The sequence below is a fragment of the Campylobacter showae genome (genome assembly GCF_004803815.1).
GTDB lineage: Bacteria > Campylobacterota > Campylobacteria > Campylobacterales > Campylobacteraceae > Campylobacter_A > Campylobacter_A showae.
Genome location: NZ_CP012544.1, coordinates 98,598 through 119,354, shown reverse-complemented (window position 1 = coordinate 119,354; position 20,757 = coordinate 98,598). Strand labels below are relative to the sequence as shown.

23 protein-coding genes are annotated in these 20,757 nt (G+C 46.8%); 13 read left to right on the top strand and 10 right to left on the bottom strand.

Translation table 11 applies throughout. The features are described 5' to 3' along the window. Positions 1-94: 94 nt before the first annotated feature. The 3 genes from CSHOW_RS00625 (at position 95) to CSHOW_RS00615 (ending at position 3,197) form a co-directional block, all read left to right on the top strand. On the top strand, positions 95-2,341 hold the full coding sequence (locus tag CSHOW_RS00625) for a nitric-oxide reductase large subunit (protein ID WP_002949440.1): 2,247 nt from the start codon (positions 95-97) through the stop codon (positions 2,339-2,341). Positions 2,342-2,417: 76 nt separating this feature from the next. Further along, the gene (locus tag CSHOW_RS00620; RefSeq protein WP_002949442.1) at positions 2,418-2,963 is read left to right on the top strand and encodes a DUF1523 family protein; all 546 of its coding nucleotides are present in this window, start codon (positions 2,418-2,420) and stop codon (positions 2,961-2,963) included. 96 nt (positions 2,964-3,059) lie between these two features. Continuing rightward, positions 3,060-3,197, top strand: coding sequence for a hypothetical protein (locus CSHOW_RS00615; protein ID WP_002949443.1), 138 nt, complete (start codon positions 3,060-3,062; stop codon positions 3,195-3,197). A 66-nt stretch (positions 3,198-3,263) separates the two neighbouring features. Here CSHOW_RS00615 and CSHOW_RS00610 read toward each other — a convergent pair whose 3' ends face one another. The 3 genes from CSHOW_RS00610 to CSHOW_RS00600 are packed head-to-tail and all read right to left on the bottom strand — an operon-like array spanning position 3,264 to position 7,343. After that, complete coding sequence (locus CSHOW_RS00610; protein ID WP_002949446.1) at positions 3,264-5,699, bottom strand: EAL domain-containing protein; 2,436 nt, start codon at positions 5,697-5,699, stop codon at positions 3,264-3,266. Beyond that, a complete protein-coding gene (locus CSHOW_RS00605; RefSeq protein ID WP_002949449.1) occupies positions 5,696-6,580 on the bottom strand; it encodes a cytochrome-c peroxidase in 885 nt (294 codons plus the stop codon). The genes CSHOW_RS00610 and CSHOW_RS00605 overlap by 4 nt, the downstream gene beginning before the upstream one ends. Positions 6,581-6,623: 43 nt before the next feature. Continuing rightward, a complete protein-coding gene (locus CSHOW_RS00600; protein ID WP_002949452.1) occupies positions 6,624-7,343 on the bottom strand; it encodes a class I SAM-dependent methyltransferase in 720 nt (239 codons plus the stop codon). A 51-nt stretch (positions 7,344-7,394) separates the two neighbouring features. Here CSHOW_RS00600 and CSHOW_RS00595 point away from each other — a divergent pair, with 51 nt between their 5' ends. After that, entirely contained in the window at positions 7,395-7,790 is a 396-nt protein-coding gene (locus CSHOW_RS00595; RefSeq protein ID WP_002949453.1) for an acyl-CoA thioesterase, read from the top strand. 156 nt (positions 7,791-7,946) lie between these two features. Here CSHOW_RS00595 and CSHOW_RS00590 read toward each other — a convergent pair whose 3' ends face one another. Continuing rightward, entirely contained in the window at positions 7,947-8,321 is a 375-nt protein-coding gene (locus tag CSHOW_RS00590; RefSeq protein WP_002949457.1) for a Fur family transcriptional regulator, read from the bottom strand. Between the two features lie 112 nt (positions 8,322-8,433). Between CSHOW_RS00590 and CSHOW_RS00585 the strand changes: the two genes are divergently transcribed. The 4 genes from CSHOW_RS00585 to CSHOW_RS00570 all read left to right on the top strand — a co-directional run bounded on the left by CSHOW_RS00585 (position 8,434) and on the right by CSHOW_RS00570 (position 12,999). After that, entirely contained in the window at positions 8,434-9,360 is a 927-nt protein-coding gene (locus CSHOW_RS00585) for a metal ABC transporter solute-binding protein, Zn/Mn family (protein ID WP_002949462.1), read from the top strand. Beyond that, positions 9,361-10,926, top strand: coding sequence for a nickel/cobalt transporter (locus CSHOW_RS00580; RefSeq protein ID WP_002949464.1), 1,566 nt, complete (start codon positions 9,361-9,363; stop codon positions 10,924-10,926). Beyond that, positions 10,923-11,678 (top strand): metal ABC transporter ATP-binding protein, encoded by a 756-nt coding sequence (locus tag CSHOW_RS00575; protein WP_002949467.1) that lies wholly within the window; start codon positions 10,923-10,925, stop codon positions 11,676-11,678. The genes CSHOW_RS00580 and CSHOW_RS00575 overlap by 4 nt, the downstream gene beginning before the upstream one ends. Positions 11,679-12,201: 523 nt before the next feature. Then, the gene (locus CSHOW_RS00570; protein ID WP_002949471.1) at positions 12,202-12,999 is read left to right on the top strand and encodes a metal ABC transporter permease; all 798 of its coding nucleotides are present in this window, start codon (positions 12,202-12,204) and stop codon (positions 12,997-12,999) included. A 115-nt stretch (positions 13,000-13,114) separates the two neighbouring features. Here the strand turns inward: CSHOW_RS00570 and CSHOW_RS00565 are convergent, their stop codons facing one another. The 4 genes from CSHOW_RS00565 to CSHOW_RS00550 all read right to left on the bottom strand — a co-directional run bounded on the left by CSHOW_RS00565 (position 13,115) and on the right by CSHOW_RS00550 (position 16,561). Next, a complete protein-coding gene (locus tag CSHOW_RS00565; RefSeq protein ID WP_039895404.1) occupies positions 13,115-13,753 on the bottom strand; it encodes a DUF6630 family protein in 639 nt (212 codons plus the stop codon). 39 nt (positions 13,754-13,792) lie between these two features. Beyond that, the gene (locus tag CSHOW_RS00560) at positions 13,793-14,686 is read right to left on the bottom strand and encodes a DMT family transporter (RefSeq protein ID WP_002949479.1); all 894 of its coding nucleotides are present in this window, start codon (positions 14,684-14,686) and stop codon (positions 13,793-13,795) included. A gap of 226 nt (positions 14,687-14,912) precedes the next feature. Continuing rightward, on the bottom strand, positions 14,913-15,800 hold the full coding sequence (locus tag CSHOW_RS00555; protein ID WP_002949482.1) for a DMT family transporter: 888 nt from the start codon (positions 15,798-15,800) through the stop codon (positions 14,913-14,915). A 14-nt stretch (positions 15,801-15,814) separates the two neighbouring features. After that, a complete protein-coding gene (locus CSHOW_RS00550) occupies positions 15,815-16,561 on the bottom strand; it encodes a DUF4197 domain-containing protein (protein ID WP_002949484.1) in 747 nt (248 codons plus the stop codon). Between the two features lie 140 nt (positions 16,562-16,701). On the opposite strand from CSHOW_RS00550, the gene CSHOW_RS10500 reads away from it, so the two are divergent. Next, the gene (locus CSHOW_RS10500; protein ID WP_002949487.1) at positions 16,702-16,824 is read left to right on the top strand and encodes a hypothetical protein; all 123 of its coding nucleotides are present in this window, start codon (positions 16,702-16,704) and stop codon (positions 16,822-16,824) included. Positions 16,825-16,860: 36 nt separating this feature from the next. Further along, positions 16,861-17,427: a manganese efflux pump MntP gene (locus CSHOW_RS00545; protein ID WP_002949489.1), complete on the top strand. Its 567-nt coding sequence runs from the start codon at positions 16,861-16,863 to the stop codon at positions 17,425-17,427. 56 nt (positions 17,428-17,483) lie between these two features. Here the strand turns inward: CSHOW_RS00545 and CSHOW_RS00540 are convergent, their stop codons facing one another. Continuing rightward, positions 17,484-17,978 (bottom strand): hypothetical protein, encoded by a 495-nt coding sequence (locus tag CSHOW_RS00540; protein ID WP_002949491.1) that lies wholly within the window; start codon positions 17,976-17,978, stop codon positions 17,484-17,486. Between the two features lie 249 nt (positions 17,979-18,227). Continuing rightward, positions 18,228-18,998: an exodeoxyribonuclease III gene (locus tag CSHOW_RS00535; protein ID WP_002949493.1), complete on the bottom strand. Its 771-nt coding sequence runs from the start codon at positions 18,996-18,998 to the stop codon at positions 18,228-18,230. A 94-nt stretch (positions 18,999-19,092) separates the two neighbouring features. Here CSHOW_RS00535 and CSHOW_RS00530 point away from each other — a divergent pair, with 94 nt between their 5' ends. The 3 genes from CSHOW_RS00530 to CSHOW_RS00520 are packed head-to-tail and all read left to right on the top strand — an operon-like array spanning position 19,093 to position 20,424. Further along, positions 19,093-19,761 (top strand): hypothetical protein, encoded by a 669-nt coding sequence (locus tag CSHOW_RS00530; RefSeq protein WP_002949494.1) that lies wholly within the window; start codon positions 19,093-19,095, stop codon positions 19,759-19,761. A gap of 10 nt (positions 19,762-19,771) precedes the next feature. Continuing rightward, a complete protein-coding gene (locus CSHOW_RS00525; protein ID WP_002949495.1) occupies positions 19,772-20,026 on the top strand; it encodes a MarR family transcriptional regulator in 255 nt (84 codons plus the stop codon). After that, a complete protein-coding gene (locus CSHOW_RS00520) occupies positions 20,023-20,424 on the top strand; it encodes a tetratricopeptide repeat protein (protein ID WP_002949497.1) in 402 nt (133 codons plus the stop codon). The genes CSHOW_RS00525 and CSHOW_RS00520 overlap by 4 nt, the downstream gene beginning before the upstream one ends. Positions 20,425-20,757 lie beyond the last annotated feature (333 nt).

Genomic DNA, 20,757 nt, shown 5'->3' with positions numbered 1-20,757 from the left:
AAGGACAGATTTTATCCTTTTATTGATATACATCATTTTTGTGCAAATTTATTTTGGATAAACTTTATACGAATTTTTCAAAAGGAGACAAAGTATGCGTGAATACAAGAAGTATTGGTGGGCGCTGGTAGCAGTCGTTACTATCGCCTTCGGGATACTGGGCTATTACGGCGTAGAGGTTTATCGCGAAGCGCCGCCGGTAGTGAGTTTTGCCGATAAAAACGGCAAAATAATAGTCGAGCAAGAGCAAATTTATAAAGGCCAAGAGGCCTGGCAAAGCATCGGCGGTATGCAGGTGGGCTCGGTGTGGGGACACGGAGCGTATCAAGCGCCTGACTGGACGGCTGATTGGCTACATAAAGAGCTAGTCGCGTTTATGGATATAAAGGCAAATCAGCTTTACGGAGCCAAATTTGACGCTCTAAGCGCCGAGCAACAAGCCAACATCAAGGCTCTAACAAAGAGCGAATATCGCACGAATACGCTAAAAAACGGCGTTATAACGATCAGCGACGAGAGGATCGCCGCAGCAAAGGTAGTACGCGACGAGTATAACGGGCTTTTTGGCAACGATCCGAAATACCAAAAACTACGCGAAAACTACGCGATGAAAAACAACACGTTAGCCAAAGAGGAAAACCGCGAGCAGCTAAATGATTTCTTCTTCTGGGCGACCTGGGCTACGGCGACGAATCGCCCAAATAGCGAGGCTACGTACACGAACAACTGGCCGCACGAGCCGCTAATCGACAACGTTCCGACGAAAGAAAACGTATTTTGGACGATTATCAGCGTTACGATTTTGGTTGCGGGCGTTGGCTTACTAGTTTGGTTTTCAAATTTCTACGGAGAAAAAGATCACGAGAAACTCGCTCCTATCGACGCCGATCCGCTCTCAAGGCTAAATTTGACCCCGTCTCAAAAGGCGCTTGGCAAATACCTTTTTGTAGCGCTAGCTCTTTTTGTTTTCCAGATCATGATAGGCGGCTTCGTGGCGCACTACACAGTCGAGGGGCAGGAGTTTTACGGCATAAATTTATCCCAGTACATCCCGTACTCTTTGGCGCGCACTTGGCACATCCAGGCGAGCATTTTCTGGATCGCGACGGGCTTTTTGGCAGCCGGACTTTTCCTAGCGCCTATCATCAACGGCGGCAAGGATCCTAAATTTCAAAAACTAGGCGTTGATTTGCTATTTTACGCACTACTTTTCCTAGTCGTGGGCAGCTTTATCGGCGAATACATGGCGATAGCGGGCAAGATGGATACTAGCCTGAGCTTTTGGCTTGGTCACCAAGGATACGAGTATATCGAGCTTGGCAGAGTTTGGCAGCTTATTTTGTTTGTCGGTCTTGTTATCTGGATGGCGCTTGTGCTTCGTGGATTCGTCGGTGGATTTAAGGCTGATGGCGATAAAAACCTGCTAGCTATCTTTACGGCTTCTGCTATCGCGGTGGGACTTTTCTACGGCGCGGGGCTATTTTACGGTCAAAGAAGCCCGCTACCGGTGATGGAATACTGGCGCTGGTGGGTCGTTCACCTTTGGGTCGAGGGCTTTTTCGAGGTGTTTGCGACCGCTTCTCTTGCGTTCGTGTTCGCATCTTTAGGCTTAGTTGGCAAAAAATTCGCGACCTATTCGACCTTGGCAAGCGCTAGCTTGTTTTTGATTGGCGGTATCCCTGGCACTTTCCACCACCTTTATTTTGCGGGAACGACCACTCCGATCATGGCTGTGGGCGCTAGCTTTTCCGCGCTTGAGGTCGTGCCTTTGGTGCTTCTTGGAGCCGAGGCGTTTCATCAGTATTCGCTTCAGTTCGCGCAAAGCTGGGCGAAAAATCTCAAATGGCCGCTTTACTGCTTTATAGCGGTGGCGTTTTGGAATATGCTGGGCGCGGGCGTGTTTGGCTTCCTTATCAACCCGCCGCTATTTTTGTTCTACATCCAGGGTCTAAACACCACCTCGGTGCACGGACACGCGGCGCTGTTTGGCGTTTACGGATTTTTGGCTTTGGGCTTTGTTTGGCTCGTGGCGCTTTACCTTTTCAAAGGGCAAGAATTTAACGACAAGCTTATGAAAGTGGGCTTTTGGTCGCTAAATGCGGGTCTAATGCTAATGATTTTAGCGTCGCTGCTCCCGATCGGTCTTTATCAAGCCGTCGCCGCGATAGACGTTGGCATGTGGTACGCTAGAAGCGCAGAGTTTTTGCAGATGGATCACTTGCAAAATTTACGCTGGCTAAGGATGATCGGCGATACGATCTTCATTATCGGCGGCGTTTGCTTCTTTATCCAGATTCTTAAATTTATCGCGGGAAGCTGCGGCTGCAAGGCCAAAGCCTAATCCGCCTAAGCCCCTGCTTTAGGGGCTTAGCTTCTTCTAAACTTCTATCTTGTACAATTCGCCCCAAAGGACGAAAATGCAAAAATTTAAAAAATACCTCCGAATTTTCATAATTAGCTTTCTGTTTGCTCTGCATGCCTTGGTATTTACGGCGATAAACTACGCTTTCCCGCACTACGACGAGGCGATCATCACGGGCGGCGAGGTCAAGCGCATGGACAAAGACGGCTTCATCGACGCGCAAAACCCGGCCGACGGCCCGACGCGCGACGTGTACTTCATCTACACGCGGGAGCTAAACGGCACGAAGGTGATGCCGTATCGCAACGAAGACACGGGCTGGGGCTTGTCGCTTTATTTTAAATTTAACTCCGCCGACGTCCAAGCCGCAGCCCAGAGTCTAGTGGGCGAAGGCAGGGCGCAGATCAAATACTATGGCTGGCGCATCGCGATGTTTGATATGTTTAGAAACGCCGTTTCGGTTAAAAAGCTAAAAGAGGGCGAGACCCGCGCAAATCCTATTTCTAGCTATATATTTTACGCTTTGACGGCAGTTTCGTTTGTGGTTTGCGCCACTTTTGTTAGAAGGAAATTTAAAGACGAGCCAAGCTCAAATTTATAATCCAAGCTAAATTTGAGCCGCTTTTTAATGGCTCACTCAAATTTGACTCTGCGAGGGCGGCAAATTTGACGTAAAATTTGCGCCCAAAGGATATGCGTGAGCGAGCTATACATCTTTATTTCCGAGCTTTGCGCTTTGATAAACGAAAATTTAAAAAAGAATTTCTATTTTCAGGCGGGATTATTTTTGGTTATATTTTTGCTCGGATTTTTGGCGGTCTGGATACAGGATTAGTCAAATTTGAGCGGGCAAATTTGACTAAGACGAGCTAAATTTAACGGCTCAAAGCCACCGCGCGTTTTACTCCTCGATATTGCTAGGCGAGGTCGGCTTGCCCAGCAAAAACCCTTGCGCGTATTTGATGCCAAATTTCTTTATCTCGGCGAGGATCTCCTCTGAGCTAACAAACTCCGCCACGACGTTGTAGCCCTGTCTTCCGGCAAAGTCGATGATAGTTTGCAGTAGATACCTAGCATTTTTGTCGTAAGGTAGCTTTTTGATGATCGAGCCATCGATCTTGATCGTGTCGATATCAAGCTCTAGGATGCGGTAGTAGTTTGAGTAGCCGCTACCGAAATCATCGATCGAAATTTTGCAGTCGTAGGCGCGGATCTTGTTGATGAAGTCATTTACGATCTTATAATCATCCACGCCCTCGCTCTCTAATATCTCAAAATACACGTGCTCAGGCCTTGAGCAGACGCGTAGCTTTTTCTCGATGAGATCCCTTATGCTTTCGTTTGCGATATCGCTGCTAGAAAGGTTCATAGAAAAGCTTGTATTCGTAAACTTCTCAACTAGCCTAAATACGTGCTCGATGACCTTTTTCGTGATATCGTTATAAAGCGAAATTTTCTTTGCTATGTCCAAAAACTCGCCCGGATAGCGGATCTTGCCGTTTTCGTCGATGAGGCGCACGAGCACTTCGTAGTATTTGACCCGCGCCGTTTCACCAGATACGTCGTAGATCGGCTGACACTCGACGATCACGGTATCGTTATATAGCGCGTTTTCGATGGTGCGCGACATGATTTGGTTGTGGTAATACTGCTGCTCTATGTGGCTGTTTTCGGTGTAAAACTGCACCGTTTCGCCGTTTTGCTTAGCTTCGTGGTGAGCTAGCATGGCTTGAGTTAGGCGGTTTGTTTGCGGAGTGTCTTGAGGCAGGCTAACGCCGATGGTTATTTTGATATTAGGGATAAACTCGCGTGCCCCCTCAACCGTGATATAGAGATTATTTGCCTTAAAATAATCGATAAATTTACGTACGACCCGCTCTGCATCGTCACCGCCGTACCAGATACAAAACTCATCAAACTGCACTCTATAAATGTTCGCGTCAATCTTATAAGTGTCGATACAAAGCTGAAGCGTCGTCGCAAATGAAGCAATGATGGCGTCCACGGTCTTTGTTTTATAAAAAAACCGAAAATCCATAAAGTTGTTAATGTTTATATAGATGATCATGCCGCCCGAGCCCTGCTCCATCCTTTGCGTCAGAGCAAAATAACTACCAAGCCCCGTTAGCTTGTCTTTTAGCGCTTCGTTTTTCAGCTCTTTGTTTTTGTTTTCGAGCTCTTTTGTCATCGCGATCTCTTTGGTTTTATCAAATTTGATCGACATGTAGCCGTCTTTGTCGCCGCTTTCGTTAAAAAGCGGAGAGAAAATAACCTGCTCGTATATGAGTTCGCCGCTTTTTGTTCTGCTTATTAGCTCGTCGGCTCGCCAAATTTGATCCGATTCTATCGTTTTTAGCATATCTTGATAAAATTCGTTTGAGTGCTGATGGGACTTTATGATGTTTATATTTTGATCTTTTAGTTCCTCAAATTTATATCCGAAATTTTGCTCGAAAATTTTATTTACGTATTTGACCTTTCTATCTAGGTCGGTAAAGGTTATGGCGTTAAAGCTATTATCGACGGCTTGCTCGAAACGGTTTAGTAGTCTGATATTGTTTCTAGCTCTAGCATAAGAAATATAAACAAATATCGACGCAAGCCCAAACAACACAAATACTAGCGCCATCGTCCTACGTAAATTCGATAAGACGTTTTGTATGTAGCGCTCGCTACTTTCTTTGAGGTCGGATAGTTTATTGTAAATTTCAAGCGAAATTATATCGCGGTAAAGCTTTTGCGCCTGCTCGTAGTGGCCGATCAGTTTTTGTGCGCTCGATAAAAAATCTGCGTCGTTTTTAGTTAGTTTTGGGTTCTTTAAATACTCGTTTAAAAGCTTTTTGGGTGCCGCTAGATCAGTGTTTAAGTCGTATCTAAACATCAAAATTTGCGACATCAGCTCGTTAAAATACAGCCCGTCTAAAGCCTCGAATTTTAAGATTATTTCGTTATAAACGAGCTTTGCCATTATCGTAACGGAGTTAAATTTATCCGTTAGCTCGACTCTTTTTTCAACCGCTTCCTCTAGCTCGCTAAAAGTTTTTTCGTTTAACGCTAGCTTTTCAAAGGAGATCAGGTTACTTGAATCAAGCTTTTTTAGAGCCTTTTGAAACTCAGCCGTATGGCGCATGATCGCGTCGTAGTCGGCCTCTAGAAGGCTTTTTTCGAGCAAGAAATTTGCCTCGTCGTTAGCGTCCATTACGCTTTCTATCGTGCCTTTCCACTCATAAGCAGTTACTAGGTCTTTGGTGGCCTTATAGGTCATCACGGTACCGAAAAATACGATACAAACGATAGTAAAAAACAAAATTTTATGAAAGATTATCTTGTGTTTCATTTTAAAATTTCCGGTTTTTCGCCGCTTAAAGTCAGCAAAAATTTATAAAGCTCGTGTGTCTGCTCCTCGCTTAGATCGTAGTTTAAAAGCATTTTGCCAACGTCTTTAATCGTGTCTTTTAGATCCATAACCTCGCCGCCATAAAAGTACGGCGCGGTTTTTTCGATGTTTCGCAGGCTAGGCACTTTGTAGCGGCCGGTTTTGTTGCCATCTGCGTGAAACCTTAGCTCGTAGTAGAGGTTTGCGCCCATATTCGCGCCGCTGTGACAGTTTATGCAGCCGATTTTTTTAAATAGCTCAAATCCGCGCTTTTCCTCATCGTCGAAAACGCTCTCGTCGCCGCTGATAAATTTGTCGAATTTAGCGTTTGGCGTGACGAGGGCTTTTTCAAAATTTACCAACGCGTCGACGATGTTGTCAAAGCTCACCCCGTTTTTGTAAAGCTCTTCAAATTTTTTCCTATAAACGGAGTTTTGATTTATCTTCTGGATTAAAAATTTCGGCTCGCTGGCAAGTTCATTTTTACTCGTTAGACTCTGTCTGACCTGCCCAGCCAGATCCTTAACCTCGCCGTTTTTAAAAAAGATAAAATTTAATGCCGAGTTTAGAGCAGTTGGCGGGCTAATCTCCTCGTCGGCGGAAATTTTTACGTTTTTTTTGCTCGTGCCGCTTAAATCCCAGTAAAGGCTGTGGCATCTCTCGCAAGACAGCGTGCCGCTCGGACTTATCGACGCATCAAAAAACAGCTCCTTGCCCAATCTGGCTTTTTGTTCGTCAAATTTGGGCTGGGTGACCGGAGATAAAACGTGTGAAGCGGCGAAAGCTTGAACGCAAAAGAAGCATAAAACGCACGAAAATATCTGCAAAAACGCTCGCGGCAACTAAAATCCTTTTTAAATTTTAAATAAATAAAGCGATTATATCTTAAAAAACTAAAAGCTTCATTGAAGAGACGATTTTTTCCGTCACGTAGCCGTCCTGTGCGATGCTTTCTAGCCGCGATCTGACCGCGTTTTCCTCGTGCGCAAAATTTGCTATTTCTAAATGCCAAAGCGCGTTTTGCGTCATCTCTTCAAGCGTGCGTTTTTGTTCGCGAGACTCTTCAAGCACGCAGGAGTTAAAAATGATATTTTCTCGGCGCAAGTACTCTTCGAAAAAATTTGCCTTTTCTTTAAAGCACCCTCTCTGCGAGCCTTCGTAAAAAAGCTCCAAAACGCTTGAATTTCGCGGTTTGTTCCACCAAAGATAGACCCTTTTTTCGCCTAAATTTATAAATTTGACAAAATCCTCTTCGTCCGCGATCGCAGGACTCATCGTGCTAAAAGCCACGTCGTAGACGCGGTTTGGATTAAAGTTTTTAAAATCGCTTTGCACGGCGGTTAAATTTGAAATATTAAATTTAGCCGCGTCTTCGAGCATGACTTTTAGCATTTCGCCTGAGATATCCATGCCGGTTATCTCGCGGCAAATTTGCGCTAAAAGCAGCGTATGCACGCCCGTGCCGCAGCCGATATCCACGACGCTTTTGCCCTCAAATTTGACGCCAAACTCCTCGATTTTAGCGTAAAGCCCCCTCTGAAATTCGCTAGGCTCGCCCGTAAATCTCGTATAGCTCGCCGCCTTTTTGTCCCACATCTCTTTCATTTTGTTTGCCTTTAAATTTTTGCTACAATTTTAGCGTTTTTAGGAGTGAAAATGAAAATTTTTTATTACGAATTTATCGTGGGCGAGGACGCCATCGACGTGAATCATCACGCAAACAACGCTCACTACGTCATCTGGATGCAAGAAGCGGCAAACGCGCACTCAAACGCCGTGGGTGATCTCATCGAGACAAATCTCGCGCAAAACCGCACGTGGATGGTGCGCAGACACGAGATCGACTACCTCGGGCAGCTATTTTTGGGCGATAAGGTGCGCGTGAAAACCTGGACGCAGCCCGAAAAAAGAAGCTGCTCGAAGCGTTTTTACGAGTTTAGTAAAGACGGAGCGCCGGTTGCTAGCGCGGTGACGACTTACGTATTTTATGATCTCGCGCGCGGTCGTCCGATCGCTATACCGCCGGAGATCGCAAAGCTTTACGAGGATTAGTTTTAAATCACCCGCGTCAAATTTGATTTTTAAATTTGACGTAGCAATCGCTTTTTATAAATTTGCGGCGAAATTTTTTCGGAAGCCGTTTTTTAAATTTAATGCCGGTAAAGCAAATTTGAGTTCGGAATTTATCGCCAAATTTAAGAGTAAATTTTAAAAGCAGTCGTCGCAAACGCCCTTAACTACGACGCTTTTGACGTGATTTTGTTTTAGGCGCGGCATGTCGATATTAGTCATCTTATGGCAGACGTCGCAGACGAAATACGCCTTTGCCCCGCTTTCAAGTTCGTAGAAATTTTTGCGGTTATTTTCGCTTTTTAGCACGATGCCCTTAGCTTCAAAAAGGTCCATACAGCGGTAAAACGTGGTTTTGTTCGCGCCCATATGAGCCAAAATCTCATCATAGCTAAGCGGTGCGGCGGCGGCGCGTAAAATGTGCAAGATCTCAAGTCTAAGTGGAGTGATTTTGATATCATTTTTCGTTAAAAGCTCCTCAAAACCGGCTTTTTCTTCCAAATTTTCGCTCATATTTTTCCTCCGCGTTAAGAATTTTAGGGTATTATACCCTGAGCAAAATTAATTTGCAACTAAGTTGCTTTTGATATAATTTCGCCCAAATTTTAACACGGAAAGGATAAAAATGAGAAAAATTTTCGCGTTTTTATGTTTGGGCTTAGTCGCGCTATACGCCAAAGGACAAGTTAGCGTCAGTATTTTGCCGCAGGAGTATTTCGTCAAGCAAATCGCGGGCGACGCGGTCGAGGTAAACGTCATGGTAGGCAAGGGAGCCGATCCGCATACGTACGAACCAAAACCCAAACAAATGACCGCGCTTGAAAAAAGCGATCTTTATTTTGCTATCGGGATCGAGTTTGAGGAGGCTTGGTTGCCGAAATTTCAAAAATCATATCCAAACCTTAAAATCGTAAAAACCGATGCGGGCGTGGAAAAGATCAAATTTGAAGGTCACCACGAGCACGCGGACCACGATCATCACCATGACGCCAAGCACGAACACGCCCACCACGAGCATAAACACGAGCATGCCGGTCGCGATCACCACGATCACGAGCATCACCACGGCGAATTTGACCCACACATCTGGCTAGATCCCGTTTCCGTAAAAATCCAAGCTAAAAATATCGCCGCCGCGCTAAGCGAAAAATATCCTGAAAACAAGGCGCTTTTCGAAGCGAATTTGGCTAAATTTGAAGCCCAGCTGGGTGAGCTTGACGGCTTTATCAAAAGCACTCTAGCAAACGTCAAAAACCGCGAATTTATCGTATATCACCCGTCTTGGGCCTACTTTGCTAAGCGCTACGATCTGGAGCAAATCGCGATCGAAGTGGAGGGCAAGGAGCCAAAACCGGCCCAGCTAAAAGAGCTCATCGAGGAAGCCAAAGAGCACGGCGTGAAGGTTATTTTCGTCGCTCCGCAGTTTTCTAAAAAAGCCGCGCAAACCATCGCTAAAGAAAGCGGCGCTAGCGTCGTAGAGATCGATCAACTGCCGCTTGATTGGGACGCCGAGCTACGCAAAACGGCACAAATTTTTGCAAAGAGCCTGTAAATGAAATTTGGACGCATACTCGCTATTTTCGCGCTTTTTGCGTCCTTTTTTAGCTTTGCGCACGCCTGCGCTCTGTGCTCGCTTTACACTCCGACCGCGCACGCCTCGGTCAAATTTGACGTCCAGGGCGATATGATAAAAACAGCCGTCGTAACCTGGACGTTTTCTGAAAATTTCACCGAACTAACACTACAAAGCTACGACGAAAACGCCGATAAAGCGCTTAGCAAAAACGAAGCGTGGAAGGTGCAAAAATCCCTGCTCGACTACATCGTGCCGCGCGGGTATCTAACGAGCGTGGGCTACTACGACGGCGCGGGCGAGACGGTAAATTTGCACGCCAAAACGCTTTCGCAGCGGGTTTATCTGGATGGGGGCAGGCTAAATTTCGAGTATATTTTAGAGCTAAATTTGGCGGTCAAGGACGGCCGCGTCGTCACGGTCGAGGTTTTTGACCGCGAAGGATTTTTTAACTTTAAAATAAACTCGCCCCAGCCATACGCGCTCACGGATAAAATTTATCTCGTGCCAAACGTAAATTTAAGCACGGCATTTTTTGAGATGACCTCAAAAGCGCCTAAAATAGAGCCTGCAAAGCCTGAGCTTAGCTCGCTGGTTAAGGCGCAAAATAAGCAAAATTTAGAGCAAATCGACGCCGAGGATAGGGCGAAATTTGACTCGGTTTCCGGTATGAGCCTTCAGTTTTTAGAGCGCCTAAAAGAGCTCATCAAGATAAATAGCGCCGAGCTAAACGCGCTAAATTTCGCCCTGCTGGCTGCGGTTAGCTTTTTTTACGGATTTTTGCACGCCGCTGGCCCCGGTCATGCAAAGATGCTAACGGCTAGCTACTTCATCGCAAACGGCGGCAGCTACTCGCGCGCTCTAGTTTTTGCGATGAAGGTCGGATTCGCGCACGTGGCGGGAGCGTTTTTGCTCGTGCTTTTTAGCTACGTTTTTTTAAACGCGTTTTTGACGAACAAAGTCAGCGACATAGCGGGCGCGATGACGAAAATTTCGGCCGTAGCGATCGTTTGTGTGAGCCTTTATATGATCTACGCTAAGCTTAAAAAAACGGCGCTAAAGCCTAAATTTAGCTTTGCCACCGCACCTGTCTCGGACGAAAAAGGCGCAAACGAGGTGAGTAAAGTTTTTGGCTCAAATTTAAACTCCACGTCAAATTTGAGCGTAAATTCCGTCAAATTTAGCCCTATCGCCCACGAGAGCGAGTGCGGCTGCGCAGCCTGTAGGGCCTCTAGTGAGGCGCCAAAGACCGCTAGCGAGTGGCTGGTGGTGCTAGCAGGTTCGCTAGTGCCGTGTCCGGGCACACTGCTAGTTTTCGTGCTGGCTTTTAGCCTAAACAGCTACGCGGCCGGGCTTGCTAGCGGCGTGTTTATGGGCCTTGGCATGGGCGCAGTGATATTTCTCGCGGCCGTTTGCGGCTTTAAGCTAAAGGGCGCGATGAGATTTCGCGCGCTGCGGACTTGCTGCGAGTTTGCCGCGCTTTTGGTGATGCTGGGGCTTGGCGTTTTTATGTTTTATATTTCGGGTAAGGTGAGCGTTTTATGAGCGACATTTCGGTGCGAAATTTGAGCTTTGGCTACGATGAAAACCTCGTGTTTGAGGGTATAAATTTAGAATACGACTGCAAAGATTTTCTAGCTATCATCGGCCCAAACGGCGGGGGCAAAAGCACGCTTTTAAAGCTGATGCTGGGTCTAAATAAACCAAGCGGCGGGACGATCGAGGTGTTCGGTCAGGAGCCTGCTAGCGTGAGCAAGACCGTGGGCTACGTCCCGCAAAATATCCCGATAAATCAAAGCTTCCCGATGCGCGTGCTCGAGGTCGTGTTGATGGGGCGGATAGATAAAAAGCTGTTTGGATTTTACGGTAAGGACGACAAGATAGAGGCCGAAGCGGCGCTGGAGCGCGTCGGGATGGGCGAATTTACGCGGCGAAAGATCGGCGATCTAAGCGGCGGACAGCGCCAACGCGTCTATATCGCGCGCGCGCTTTGTGCAAAGGCTAAAATTTTGATGCTAGACGAACCAACCGCCAGTATCGATACGAAGGGTCAAGCCGATGTTTATAGGCTGCTAAAACAGATAAATGAGGACGGCACGGGCGTTGTGCTCATCAGCCACGACGTAAATTTGACGCTAAATTTCGCTACCAAGGTCGCCTACGTCAATCACGATCTTTTCATGCATGAGATCTCGCACGGCTCCAAGCAGGATTTTATCGAGCATTTGGCGAGGGAGCATAGGCATTTTTGCGATGTGGAGGTGGCGTTGAAAGAATGCGGCTGCGGACATCGTTAGGGGGATTTGCGGCTCGTCTCGCGAGCGCTTTTCCGAGATTTCGCAAAATTTTCGCTCCGTAGGCTATATACCTAGCGCACGCTCAATTTTGCTTCAAAACTCGAAAAATCATCTCGCGATACTTCGCCTTAACTTTTTATGTTCAAATTTGCAAATTTGAGTCGCCGAGGCCCACTCCACAAAAACGCAAATTTAAAAAACGTGCGGCGCGACAGCGCGGTCGCACCCTTTGAACGTGCAGTGGGGTTGGAGAGGGCTTGGGAGAGGAAGGGGCGACGCTTCGTAAGTAGTACCCCCTCCTCTCCCGAAGAAAATAGAAAGGTGGATACAAAAGGGAGCTCTTTTGCTTCAGCTACGCTTCGCAACTGCAAAGCAGAGCGCAATTCAAGCCCCTTCCCCCTTAACAAGAAAAATTAAATTTATGCGCGACGATAAATTTGACTAATTCAAATTTGACACCTTAAAGGTGCGGGTCTCGGCGAGTAACACCAAAAAGCGCCGAAAAAGGTAAAAAAGGAAACAAATGCTAGAAGCTCTTAGCTTAAATTTTATGCAAAACGCCCTGCTGGCAGGCATCCTCGTTAGCATCGCTTGCGGCGTGATCGGTACGCTCACGGTCATAAACCGCATGGTTTTCATCGCGGGCGGTATCGCTCACGGCGCATACGGCGGGCTTGGCATCGCGTTTTATTTTTCACTCGAGCCGCTGCTTGGAGCGAGCCTGTTTTCCGTATTTTTGGCGCTACTCATCGCCACGATCACGCTCAAAGACAAGAGCAAGATGGACTCCGTCATCGGCGCGCTGTGGGCATTTGGCATGGCGTTTGGCATCATCCTCACCGACCTAGCGCCGGGCTACAACGTCGATTTGATGAGCTATCTTTTTGGCTCGATTTTGGCCGTGCCGCAGGGCGATCTTATTTTCATGGCGGTCGCAAACTGCGTCATACTCGCGTCCGTCGCGCTATTTTACCGCCAGTTTGAGGCGCTTAGCTTTGACGCGGAATTTGCGCGTCTTCGCGGCGTGCGCACGACGCTGCTCTACTACGCGCTAACGTGCATGATGGCGCTAAGCGTCGTGATGACGATACGCGCGGTCGGACTCATACTCGTTATCGCGCTGCTCACGATCCCGCCCTACATCGCGGGCGCGATATCAAGCCGCCTAGGCATGATGATGCTAAACGCCGCGCTCATCTCGGCCGCGTTTTGCGTGAGCGGGCTGTGGCTGAGCTTTGAGGCGAATCTCACTAGCGGCGCTAGTATCATCCTCATCGCTTCGGTTTGCTTTTTTATATTTACGGCGGTTAAGAGGCGGTAGATTCGGCGTTTTGGATTAAATTTGATCAAATTTGACTCACGATCTGCGGCTTAAATTTGATGTCAAATTTGCAGTCGCTAGCATATACGGGCAAATTTGACCAAGCAAAGCCGAATCAGATAAATTCCTTCTCCAAAGGCTGCATCGCGTTGCCGTCTGCGTCGAAAAGCACCCGCCCGCACACCTCGCAAACCTCGTCTCTAGGAGAGGGCTCGTCCGCGTCCAGCTGCCACGCTGACATCTCGCCGCACTCGCAGTTTATGACGTAAAGGATCTGCCTTTTGCGGCGCTTGCCCCATGGCGCGATATCCCAAAACAGCTCTTCACGCTTGCCTAGCTTTTTAAAATCTTTCTCGGCGTCCTTATGCGCGACGAGCAGATAATAAGCGTCGCTATGAAGACCCAAAGTAAAGAGCCTAAAATCGCTCTTCTTTAGCGCCTTTTGAAACTCGTTCATCAAAAATAGGCTCGCATCGCCGCGCTCGAAATCCTCTTTTTTCGCTTCTTTTTCGAGCCTTGCGTAAATTTTATCGCACTCTAGTGACACGCCGCTTTGCAGCGCACCTAGCCTAGAGCTGATAAATTTGCCTACATCGCCCGTCTCGTCCTCGCCGGCCCAGTCAAGCATCCAAACAAGCCCTTTTCCGATAAGCGCATCCAAAAACTCGCCGTCGCCCAGCTCGCCCGCTTTTTCAAAGCCACCCGTTTCGCCCACCGTCAAATGCTTTAGGACGCAGCACTGATCTTTCGTCATTTTCGCTCCTTTGATTAGATTTGTCAAATTTAGCCGCCCTTACGAGCCAGCTACTCGCGATTTTTTGTTTTTATAGTAGCTGCCCACCTCGCTAACGACGATGCCAAAGAGTATGAGCCCGGCTCCTGCTATCTGCACGCCGCTTAGTATCTCACCGCCAAAAAAATACCCCACGATCCCAGCACTTACCGGCTCAAATGTAAAGATAAGCGAAGTTTTAACGGGCGTCGTGTAGCGCTGCGCCGCCGTCTGCACGAAAAACGCCAAAACCGTCGCAAACACCGACGTAACCGCAACCGCGACGAAAAATGCCTCGTCTAAAACGGGTACGACGCCGCGAGGCTCAAAAATCTGCGCCGCGACAAAACAAAGCGCCGCCACGACCGCAAACTGCGCGCTCACCATCCAATAAAGCTCGCACCTGCGCACCAAAACGCCCGTGAAAATGATATGCAGCGCAAAGCCCAGCGCGCAAACGACGCTAAGCACCTCCCCGACGCCAAAGCCCAGCTCGCTGCCCGTTAGCAAATAAAGCCCCACCGCCGATAAAAACGCGCCGACAAAGGCATAAACCACGACCTTTTGTCCGAAAAACGCGAGCGCGATAAATGGCGTAAAAACGGCGTTTAGCCCCGTGATAAAGGCGACGGTAGAGCTTGGGGCGTATTTTAGGGCAAAGGTCTGAAGCGTAAAGGCCGCGAACAAAAGCGCGCCTAAAAATGTGCCGAATCTTAACGAATTGCGGTCGATTTTTCGAGTAAATTTGAGGCTTATTAGCGCCATCAGCGCGGCCGCGATCAAAAACCTCCAAAACAAAAGCGTAAAAACGCCGTTTGTTTTTAGAGTCTGCGCCATCGGCAAAAACGTCACGCCCCAGACCACCGCGATCACGAACAGCGCGAGGTCGGCCTTAAATTCGGTTGATTTTTTCATCTGATTTCTTTAGCTAAATTTAAGGGGCAAATTTAACGCAATTTGACTAAATTCGGGCTTTATCGCGTCAAATTTGAGAGTCGTCGCCCTCTTGCTAGCTGGCAAACGACGATAAATTTAAATGGGATAAGATCGCCGCGAGAGTAAATTTGGCGGCGATTTGATAAATTTGATCTTACGGCGGGTCGGCGCTTTGAGCGAAACACCAAGCAAAACTCGCCGAAATTTAGGCTAAATTTTCCTTTTTAGCGCGCAGGTAGCTGCCTATCTCGCTGATCAAAACTCCGACCAAGATAAGTGCCGCGCCGTAAAGCCTATATGCGCTGATGTCCTCCGCGCCGACGAAATAGCCCATCGCTCCGGCGGTTACGGGCTCGAGAGTGAAAAATATCGCCGTTTTAACGGGCGTGGTAAATTTTTGCATCAAGGCCTGCGCAAAAAACGCAAACGCCGTACCCAGCACGCCCACGACTAGCATCGCTATGATAAACGCGCTGTCCACGACGGGAGCGATTTTAGCGTCCTCAAAAACCAAAATAGCCGCGAAACAAAGCGCGATTAGGGTCAAAATTTCAAAATAAACCATATTTACGAGGTTGCATTTTTGCACCAAGCGGTTGGTGAGCACGATGTGAAATGAGTAGGCGCACGCACAAACCAGAGCCAAAATCTCGCCCAGGCCAAAGCCAACTTTCGTATCGCCTATCATATAAAGCCCCGCCACCGCAAACGCCACGCCCACATACGCGTAGGAGTAAATTTTATGCCTAAAAAGCCCCGCCGCGATAAAAGGCACCAAAGCCACGTTTAGCCCGATGATAAAGGCTACGGACGAGGTGTCGGCGTACTTAAACGCAAAAGTCTGGCTAACAAATCCCGCAAACAAAAACAGACCCAAGATCACGCCCGATTTTATATCGGACGCGCTTACGTTTTTTAGCTTTTTATAAAATATCGCGCCAGCTATGATCGCCGCTAGCAAAAATCTCCAAAACAAAATACCAAAAACCCCGTTAGTCGCAAGCGCTAGCGAGGTAGGCAGATAGCCCAAACCAAAGACTATCGCAACAAAAATCATGCCTACGTCGGCGCGAAATTCCAAACTATTTTTCACTATTCTCCCTTATTTTACTTGAAAATGCCCTGCAGGATTTTCGTGCCCTGCTCCACGGCGCCGCCTCGTAGCGAACTTTCCTTTTCGCTCATCACGTTAAATAGCCCGTCTAGCGTCTTGCGCGTGATGTAGTCGTTTAGATCCTCGTTTTCTTGAGGGATGTATTCGCCAGCGCCCATGCTAGTTGCGATGCCTTTTAGCTGCTTTGCGGCGTCTGATTTTGCCAGCGCGCTACCGGCGACGAACGAATTTAGCCCGTTATATGCAGTGGCAAAGGTATTGTCGCTCATCATTTTGGTAATGATCGGCTTAAACACGGCTTGCAGCTTCTGGCTCGAGTTTTGTTGCAAAAACTTCGTAAAGCTATCCTTGCCGCCTTCTAGCACCTTTTTCACGTCCGCGTCGCTCATATTTTTTATCACGCCCGAAAATACATCCGCAGCCCCCGGCACAGCCGCGCTTGCAGCGTTATTTATCGAGGTTACCATCTCGTTAGCCCACTTTTCGCCGCCAACTTTTTTAGCCAAATTTGCCGCCGTTTCCAGGCTCTTTGGCAGCGGGATTTTAGCCGTAGCGTTTTTTAAAAATCCCCCGTTTGATAGCTCCTTAACGGCCGCGTTTAGAGCCGAGCCGACCGCGCTTTTGTAGTCGCCCGAGTTTGCCGCGCCCAGTATCTGCGCGCCTTGATTTAGCGTCTCTTGCCAATTAGCCTGAGCCGAAACGGCGAGCAAAACAGCGCATAAGATCAAACTTTTCTTCATCGTTTTTTCCTTAAAGTAAAATTCGGCGGTTATGATATTAAAACTCGGCTTTTAAACGGGTAAATTTTGTCCTTTTTAGGGCGAATTTACCCGCATCTTTACGGCACGGAGGGCAAAATTAGCAAATTTAAATCCCAAATTTGAACTGCGATTTAAGGGCTAAATTTAAGCGCAAATTTATAAGCTGCGATCATCTTTGCAGCGGGCGATTTAGAGCGTCAAATTTGGGCATAAATTTGAGCGAGATTATCCGCAAGAAGTAAATTTTAAGCTAAAATTAGCCTTTTTGAAAGGACGAAATGGAGCTTTTACTTCTCTCTATCGCGCTTGCTATGGACGCGGCGGCGCTTAGCATCGCAAACGGCGCAAAATACCGCAATCTCGCGCTATCAAAGATTTTATTTATCGCGTTTATTTTTGGATTTTTTCAGGCGGCGATGCCGCTTGCGGGCTACTTTTTGGGTGCGGCGTTTGCGAGATTTATCGCGCAGATCGATCATTTTATCGCGTTTGCGATTTTGGGCTTTTTGGGCGTAAAAATGATCCACGAGACCTGTAGAAACGAGCCCTGTGAGGCCGTGAGCCTTGATACGAAGATGCTGCTCTCAGGCGGGTTTGCCACCAGCATCGACGCGCTAGCCGTGGGCGTGACGCTCAGCTTTACGGCTACTGATATCTGGTTTAGCGGCGCTGTTATCGGGATAGTTTGCTTTGCGCTTAGCGTTGCGGCCTTTTACGTCGGTAAATTTGCAGGAGAGTTTTTGGAGCAAAAGGCGCTGATTTTAGGCGGCGCGATCCTCATCGCTCTTGGTTTTAAAATCCTAATCACGCACCTTTTGGATCACGGGTTTTTGAGTCAAATTTGACGGCGCCTCATAGCAAGCGCCGTTTTTCTTGCATAAATTTTCTATATTTATGTAAATTATATTTCTTTTACTTGTATTATGTTTTCTACCGGAATTACTTTTTCATATTCTGCCGCCTCTTTGTGCGTCATATATTTATCTTGCAATATTTTTTCTTTATACGGGTTTGATTCGATTCTGCATGTAGGTTCTTGCATTTCTAAATGAACGTTTGAAAATTTCGTTTGCGGAATAACTAAATGTTGAATTTGATAATTTGTTGTCGTTGTTCTTGCCGTAATTTTAAAATCTTGGCTATCTTGATCGTAAAAGAAAACCCATTTATCGGCTTTATCATTTACTTCAAGCATTTTTACTTTTAGATCGGCTACCAAAGCGTCGTATTTAGTATTTGGATTGTCGCAAACCTCTTTTAGGCTTTTTGCTATCTTTCCGCTAGGTTTATCTACTTTGGCGGCCTTGCTTCCGCTAGCTCCCGAATCAAAGCAACCGCTTAGGGTTAAAACGGTAGCTCCTGCTAAAATAGCCGATAAGATAGTTTTGTTTATCATGTTTTTTCCTTTAAATTTGATTACGTAAAAGCCTTTAGGCTCGCCTTTTTGTCGTTTTTTTCGTTAGATATTATAATTATATACGCATATATCGCGGCTTAAATTTAAGCGTTTGGTTTTTAAAAAGCGGGCCCAAAATTTGGACTTAAATTTGGCAAATCGCGCGACGAGTCAAATTTGACCCCAGTTTTGCTCGCAGTAAAAAGCGTAAATTTAGCTCAAATTTAACCTGCACCGCTAAAAATAAATTTAAATAAGCCCCTCCAAATCGATCTCGATACCGACGGGGCAGTGATCCGAGCCCGTGATATCGCTCAGGATAAACGCGTCTTTTAGGCGGTCTTTGAGGCTTGATGAAATGAAAAAATAATCGATCCTCCAGCCGACGTTTTTGGCGCGAGCGTTAAAGCGGTAGCTCCACCACGAATACGCGTCCGCCGCGTCGCCGCGCACGTGCCGAAAGGTGTCGATAAAGCCGCATGCGACGACCTCGTCCAGCCACGCGCGCTCGATAGGCAAAAAGCCCGAGGTTTTGGCGTTTGCTTTTGGGTTTTTTAGGTCGATCTCGCGGTGAGCGGTGTTTACGTCGCCGCAAAATATCACGTCCTTGCCCTGTTTTACAAGCTCCTGGATGTAGGCTAGAAATTTAGCGTAAAAATCCATCTTGTAGGCTAGGCGCGCGTCGTCTTTTTGGCCGTTTGGAAAGTAGATGTTAAAAAGTACGACGTTGCCGAATCTATGCTCCAAAACCCGCCCCTCGTCGTCGTCAAAAAACGCCGCCTTTTGCGTAGCGGAGCTAAATTTAGCCAGACTCATCACACCGGAATACCCCGCTCTTGCCGCCGAATTTACGCTGATCTCGTTAAATCCGAGTTTATAAATCTCCGCAGGCACGTCGCTCTCGCGCACCTTTATCTCCTGAAAACCCAAAAAATCGGGTTTTTGCTGCTCTAGCCAAGCAAAGCCATCTTTTGCCGCGACCGCGCGCAGTCCGTTTACGTTCCAGCTGATTAGTTTCAAATTTGATCCTTTGTTAAATTTGGCGTATTTTATCGCAAGAGCCGTAAAATAAGCTAAAATTTAGTAAAATTAGGATCATTTTAAGGAGTAAAAAATGAAAAAAGTCATCGTTTTGACGTTCGCGATTGCCGCGTTTTTAGGCGCCAAAGAGGTAGATAACGCCGAGATATTTTTGTCAGACGTAAAGTCTATGCACGCGCTAAAATCGTTTTTAAAAAAGAATAAAAACGATATCGTAAAGCTAAAACTCAGCTACTGCGTCAATGAAAACAGTATGCAATACTTAGAAGCCGAGGAAAGCAAGCGTAAAGAGGGCGAAAACTATAGTCATCTAAGCGAAGATTTCGTTATGGCAGACGGCAGCAAAATAACCTACGAAGGAAAAAATTACGACTTTGGCGAAGGGTATGACGGAGATGTAAACACCGGCATAGAATACGGCGAACTAATGCTGGACGAGCCTAACGGCAATCATCTCAAAAATATATTTTTAAAAGTCGGAAATTCAAATTTAGGTCAAACATACAAATGGGAATACGAATGGCCTAATGAAGAAAGCGAGAGCAAAAAATGTAAATTTGGACAAGTCGTCCTAGACGGCGCGTTTTACGTTTATCATGAAGACGAAAATGAAAATGGTCGAGAAATGTATAAATACAACATGAGACCGGAGCTTATGGGAAATGACCCGGGCGATAAATACGATGCCTTTTTTCTCGATCCCGTCGCGAAAAAATACTTTAAACTGCTAGAATACAAGTAAATTTAGCGCGATGACGGAGCTAGCAAGGGAAATTTTCGCTCAAATTTTGGGCGAGAAAAAGATGGAAATAATTTTATTTTTAGCGCAAAATGCCGACGAAAACGGCTTCATAACCGTTAAAATTTCAGATATCTGCGAGCGGACGGACGCCAGCAAGCCCACCGTCACGCAGACGATAAAACTGCTTGAAAATCGCAAAATTTTCGAGCGAGTGAAAAACGGGATTTATAGATTTAAAAACTTAAAGGAACTAGAGAAAAAATGAGGAAAATTTGGATACTCGTCGCTGCGGTTGCGCTCGCAAACGCCGCGATAGACGAGGTCAGGCTAAATGCCTGCATAAACAAAGGCGACGCCGCAAGCTGCGAAAAAACGCTCGCCGCGCTAGAAAAAAGCTGCTCGAGCGGCGACGCTCTGGCGTGTTACTTTTCCGCGGAGTTTTACGCCAAAGGGCTAACGGGCTACAAGGACGGCGCAAAAGCCTTTGCGATCTATAAAGACGCCTGCGCCGCTGGGAGTGCGGAGAGCTGCTACGAGGAGTCGGTGTTTTATCTAAAAGGTGACATCGCGCCGCAGAGCTTTGAGCTATCGGGCGAGCGACTCAAAAAGGCCTGCGAGCTAGGCTCAAAGCGCGCGTGCGATATACTTGAGCTAGCAAAGTGAAGCTGTTTTGCTTGCTAAAAAACGAGCTTTAATATGCGGCAAACATGTGAACGCGGAGTCAAATTTTAGCTTCGGCGTGAAATTTTAAATTATTTCTAGTTATTAAATTTGGATAATTTGCTGCAAAAACTTCACTCAAATTTTACAAAGCCGCTTGCAATAAATTAGACGCCTTGTTTATGGTTATAAATTTGAGAAATTTACGGGTTTTTGATTTTAACAAAACCAGATTTCAAGTCCCAAATTTGGCTTTATTTTGAAGTGCATTTTTTTGGCGTGTTGACGGCGTATTGGATTGAAAATTTGATAATTTTGGACTATTTACATAAATTT

Coding starts and splice junctions, on each gene's coding strand:
- CSHOW_RS00520 (WP_002949497.1), top strand. CDS start 20,023: ATGAGGAAAATTTGGATACTCGTCGCTGCGGTTGCGCTCGCAAACGCC.
- CSHOW_RS00600 (WP_002949452.1), bottom strand. CDS start 7,343: ATGAAAGAGATGTGGGACAAAAAGGCGGCGAGCTATACGAGATTTACG.
- CSHOW_RS00545 (WP_002949489.1), top strand. CDS start 16,861: ATGGAGCTTTTACTTCTCTCTATCGCGCTTGCTATGGACGCGGCGGCG.
- CSHOW_RS00575 (WP_002949467.1), top strand. CDS start 10,923: ATGAGCGACATTTCGGTGCGAAATTTGAGCTTTGGCTACGATGAAAAC.
- CSHOW_RS00565 (WP_039895404.1), bottom strand. CDS start 13,753: ATGACGAAAGATCAGTGCTGCGTCCTAAAGCATTTGACGGTGGGCGAA.
- CSHOW_RS00620 (WP_002949442.1), top strand. CDS start 2,418: ATGCAAAAATTTAAAAAATACCTCCGAATTTTCATAATTAGCTTTCTG.
- CSHOW_RS00610 (WP_002949446.1), bottom strand. CDS start 5,699: ATGAAACACAAGATAATCTTTCATAAAATTTTGTTTTTTACTATCGTT.
- CSHOW_RS00550 (WP_002949484.1), bottom strand. CDS start 16,561: ATGAAGAAAAGTTTGATCTTATGCGCTGTTTTGCTCGCCGTTTCGGCT.
- CSHOW_RS00595 (WP_002949453.1), top strand. CDS start 7,395: ATGAAAATTTTTTATTACGAATTTATCGTGGGCGAGGACGCCATCGAC.
- CSHOW_RS00570 (WP_002949471.1), top strand. CDS start 12,202: ATGCTAGAAGCTCTTAGCTTAAATTTTATGCAAAACGCCCTGCTGGCA.
- CSHOW_RS00530 (WP_002949494.1), top strand. CDS start 19,093: ATGAAAAAAGTCATCGTTTTGACGTTCGCGATTGCCGCGTTTTTAGGC.
- CSHOW_RS00540 (WP_002949491.1), bottom strand. CDS start 17,978: ATGATAAACAAAACTATCTTATCGGCTATTTTAGCAGGAGCTACCGTT.
- CSHOW_RS00560 (WP_002949479.1), bottom strand. CDS start 14,686: ATGAAAAAATCAACCGAATTTAAGGCCGACCTCGCGCTGTTCGTGATC.
- CSHOW_RS00585 (WP_002949462.1), top strand. CDS start 8,434: ATGAGAAAAATTTTCGCGTTTTTATGTTTGGGCTTAGTCGCGCTATAC.
- CSHOW_RS00590 (WP_002949457.1), bottom strand. CDS start 8,321: ATGAGCGAAAATTTGGAAGAAAAAGCCGGTTTTGAGGAGCTTTTAACG.
- CSHOW_RS00525 (WP_002949495.1), top strand. CDS start 19,772: ATGACGGAGCTAGCAAGGGAAATTTTCGCTCAAATTTTGGGCGAGAAA.
- CSHOW_RS00625 (WP_002949440.1), top strand. CDS start 95: ATGCGTGAATACAAGAAGTATTGGTGGGCGCTGGTAGCAGTCGTTACT.
- CSHOW_RS00580 (WP_002949464.1), top strand. CDS start 9,361: ATGAAATTTGGACGCATACTCGCTATTTTCGCGCTTTTTGCGTCCTTT.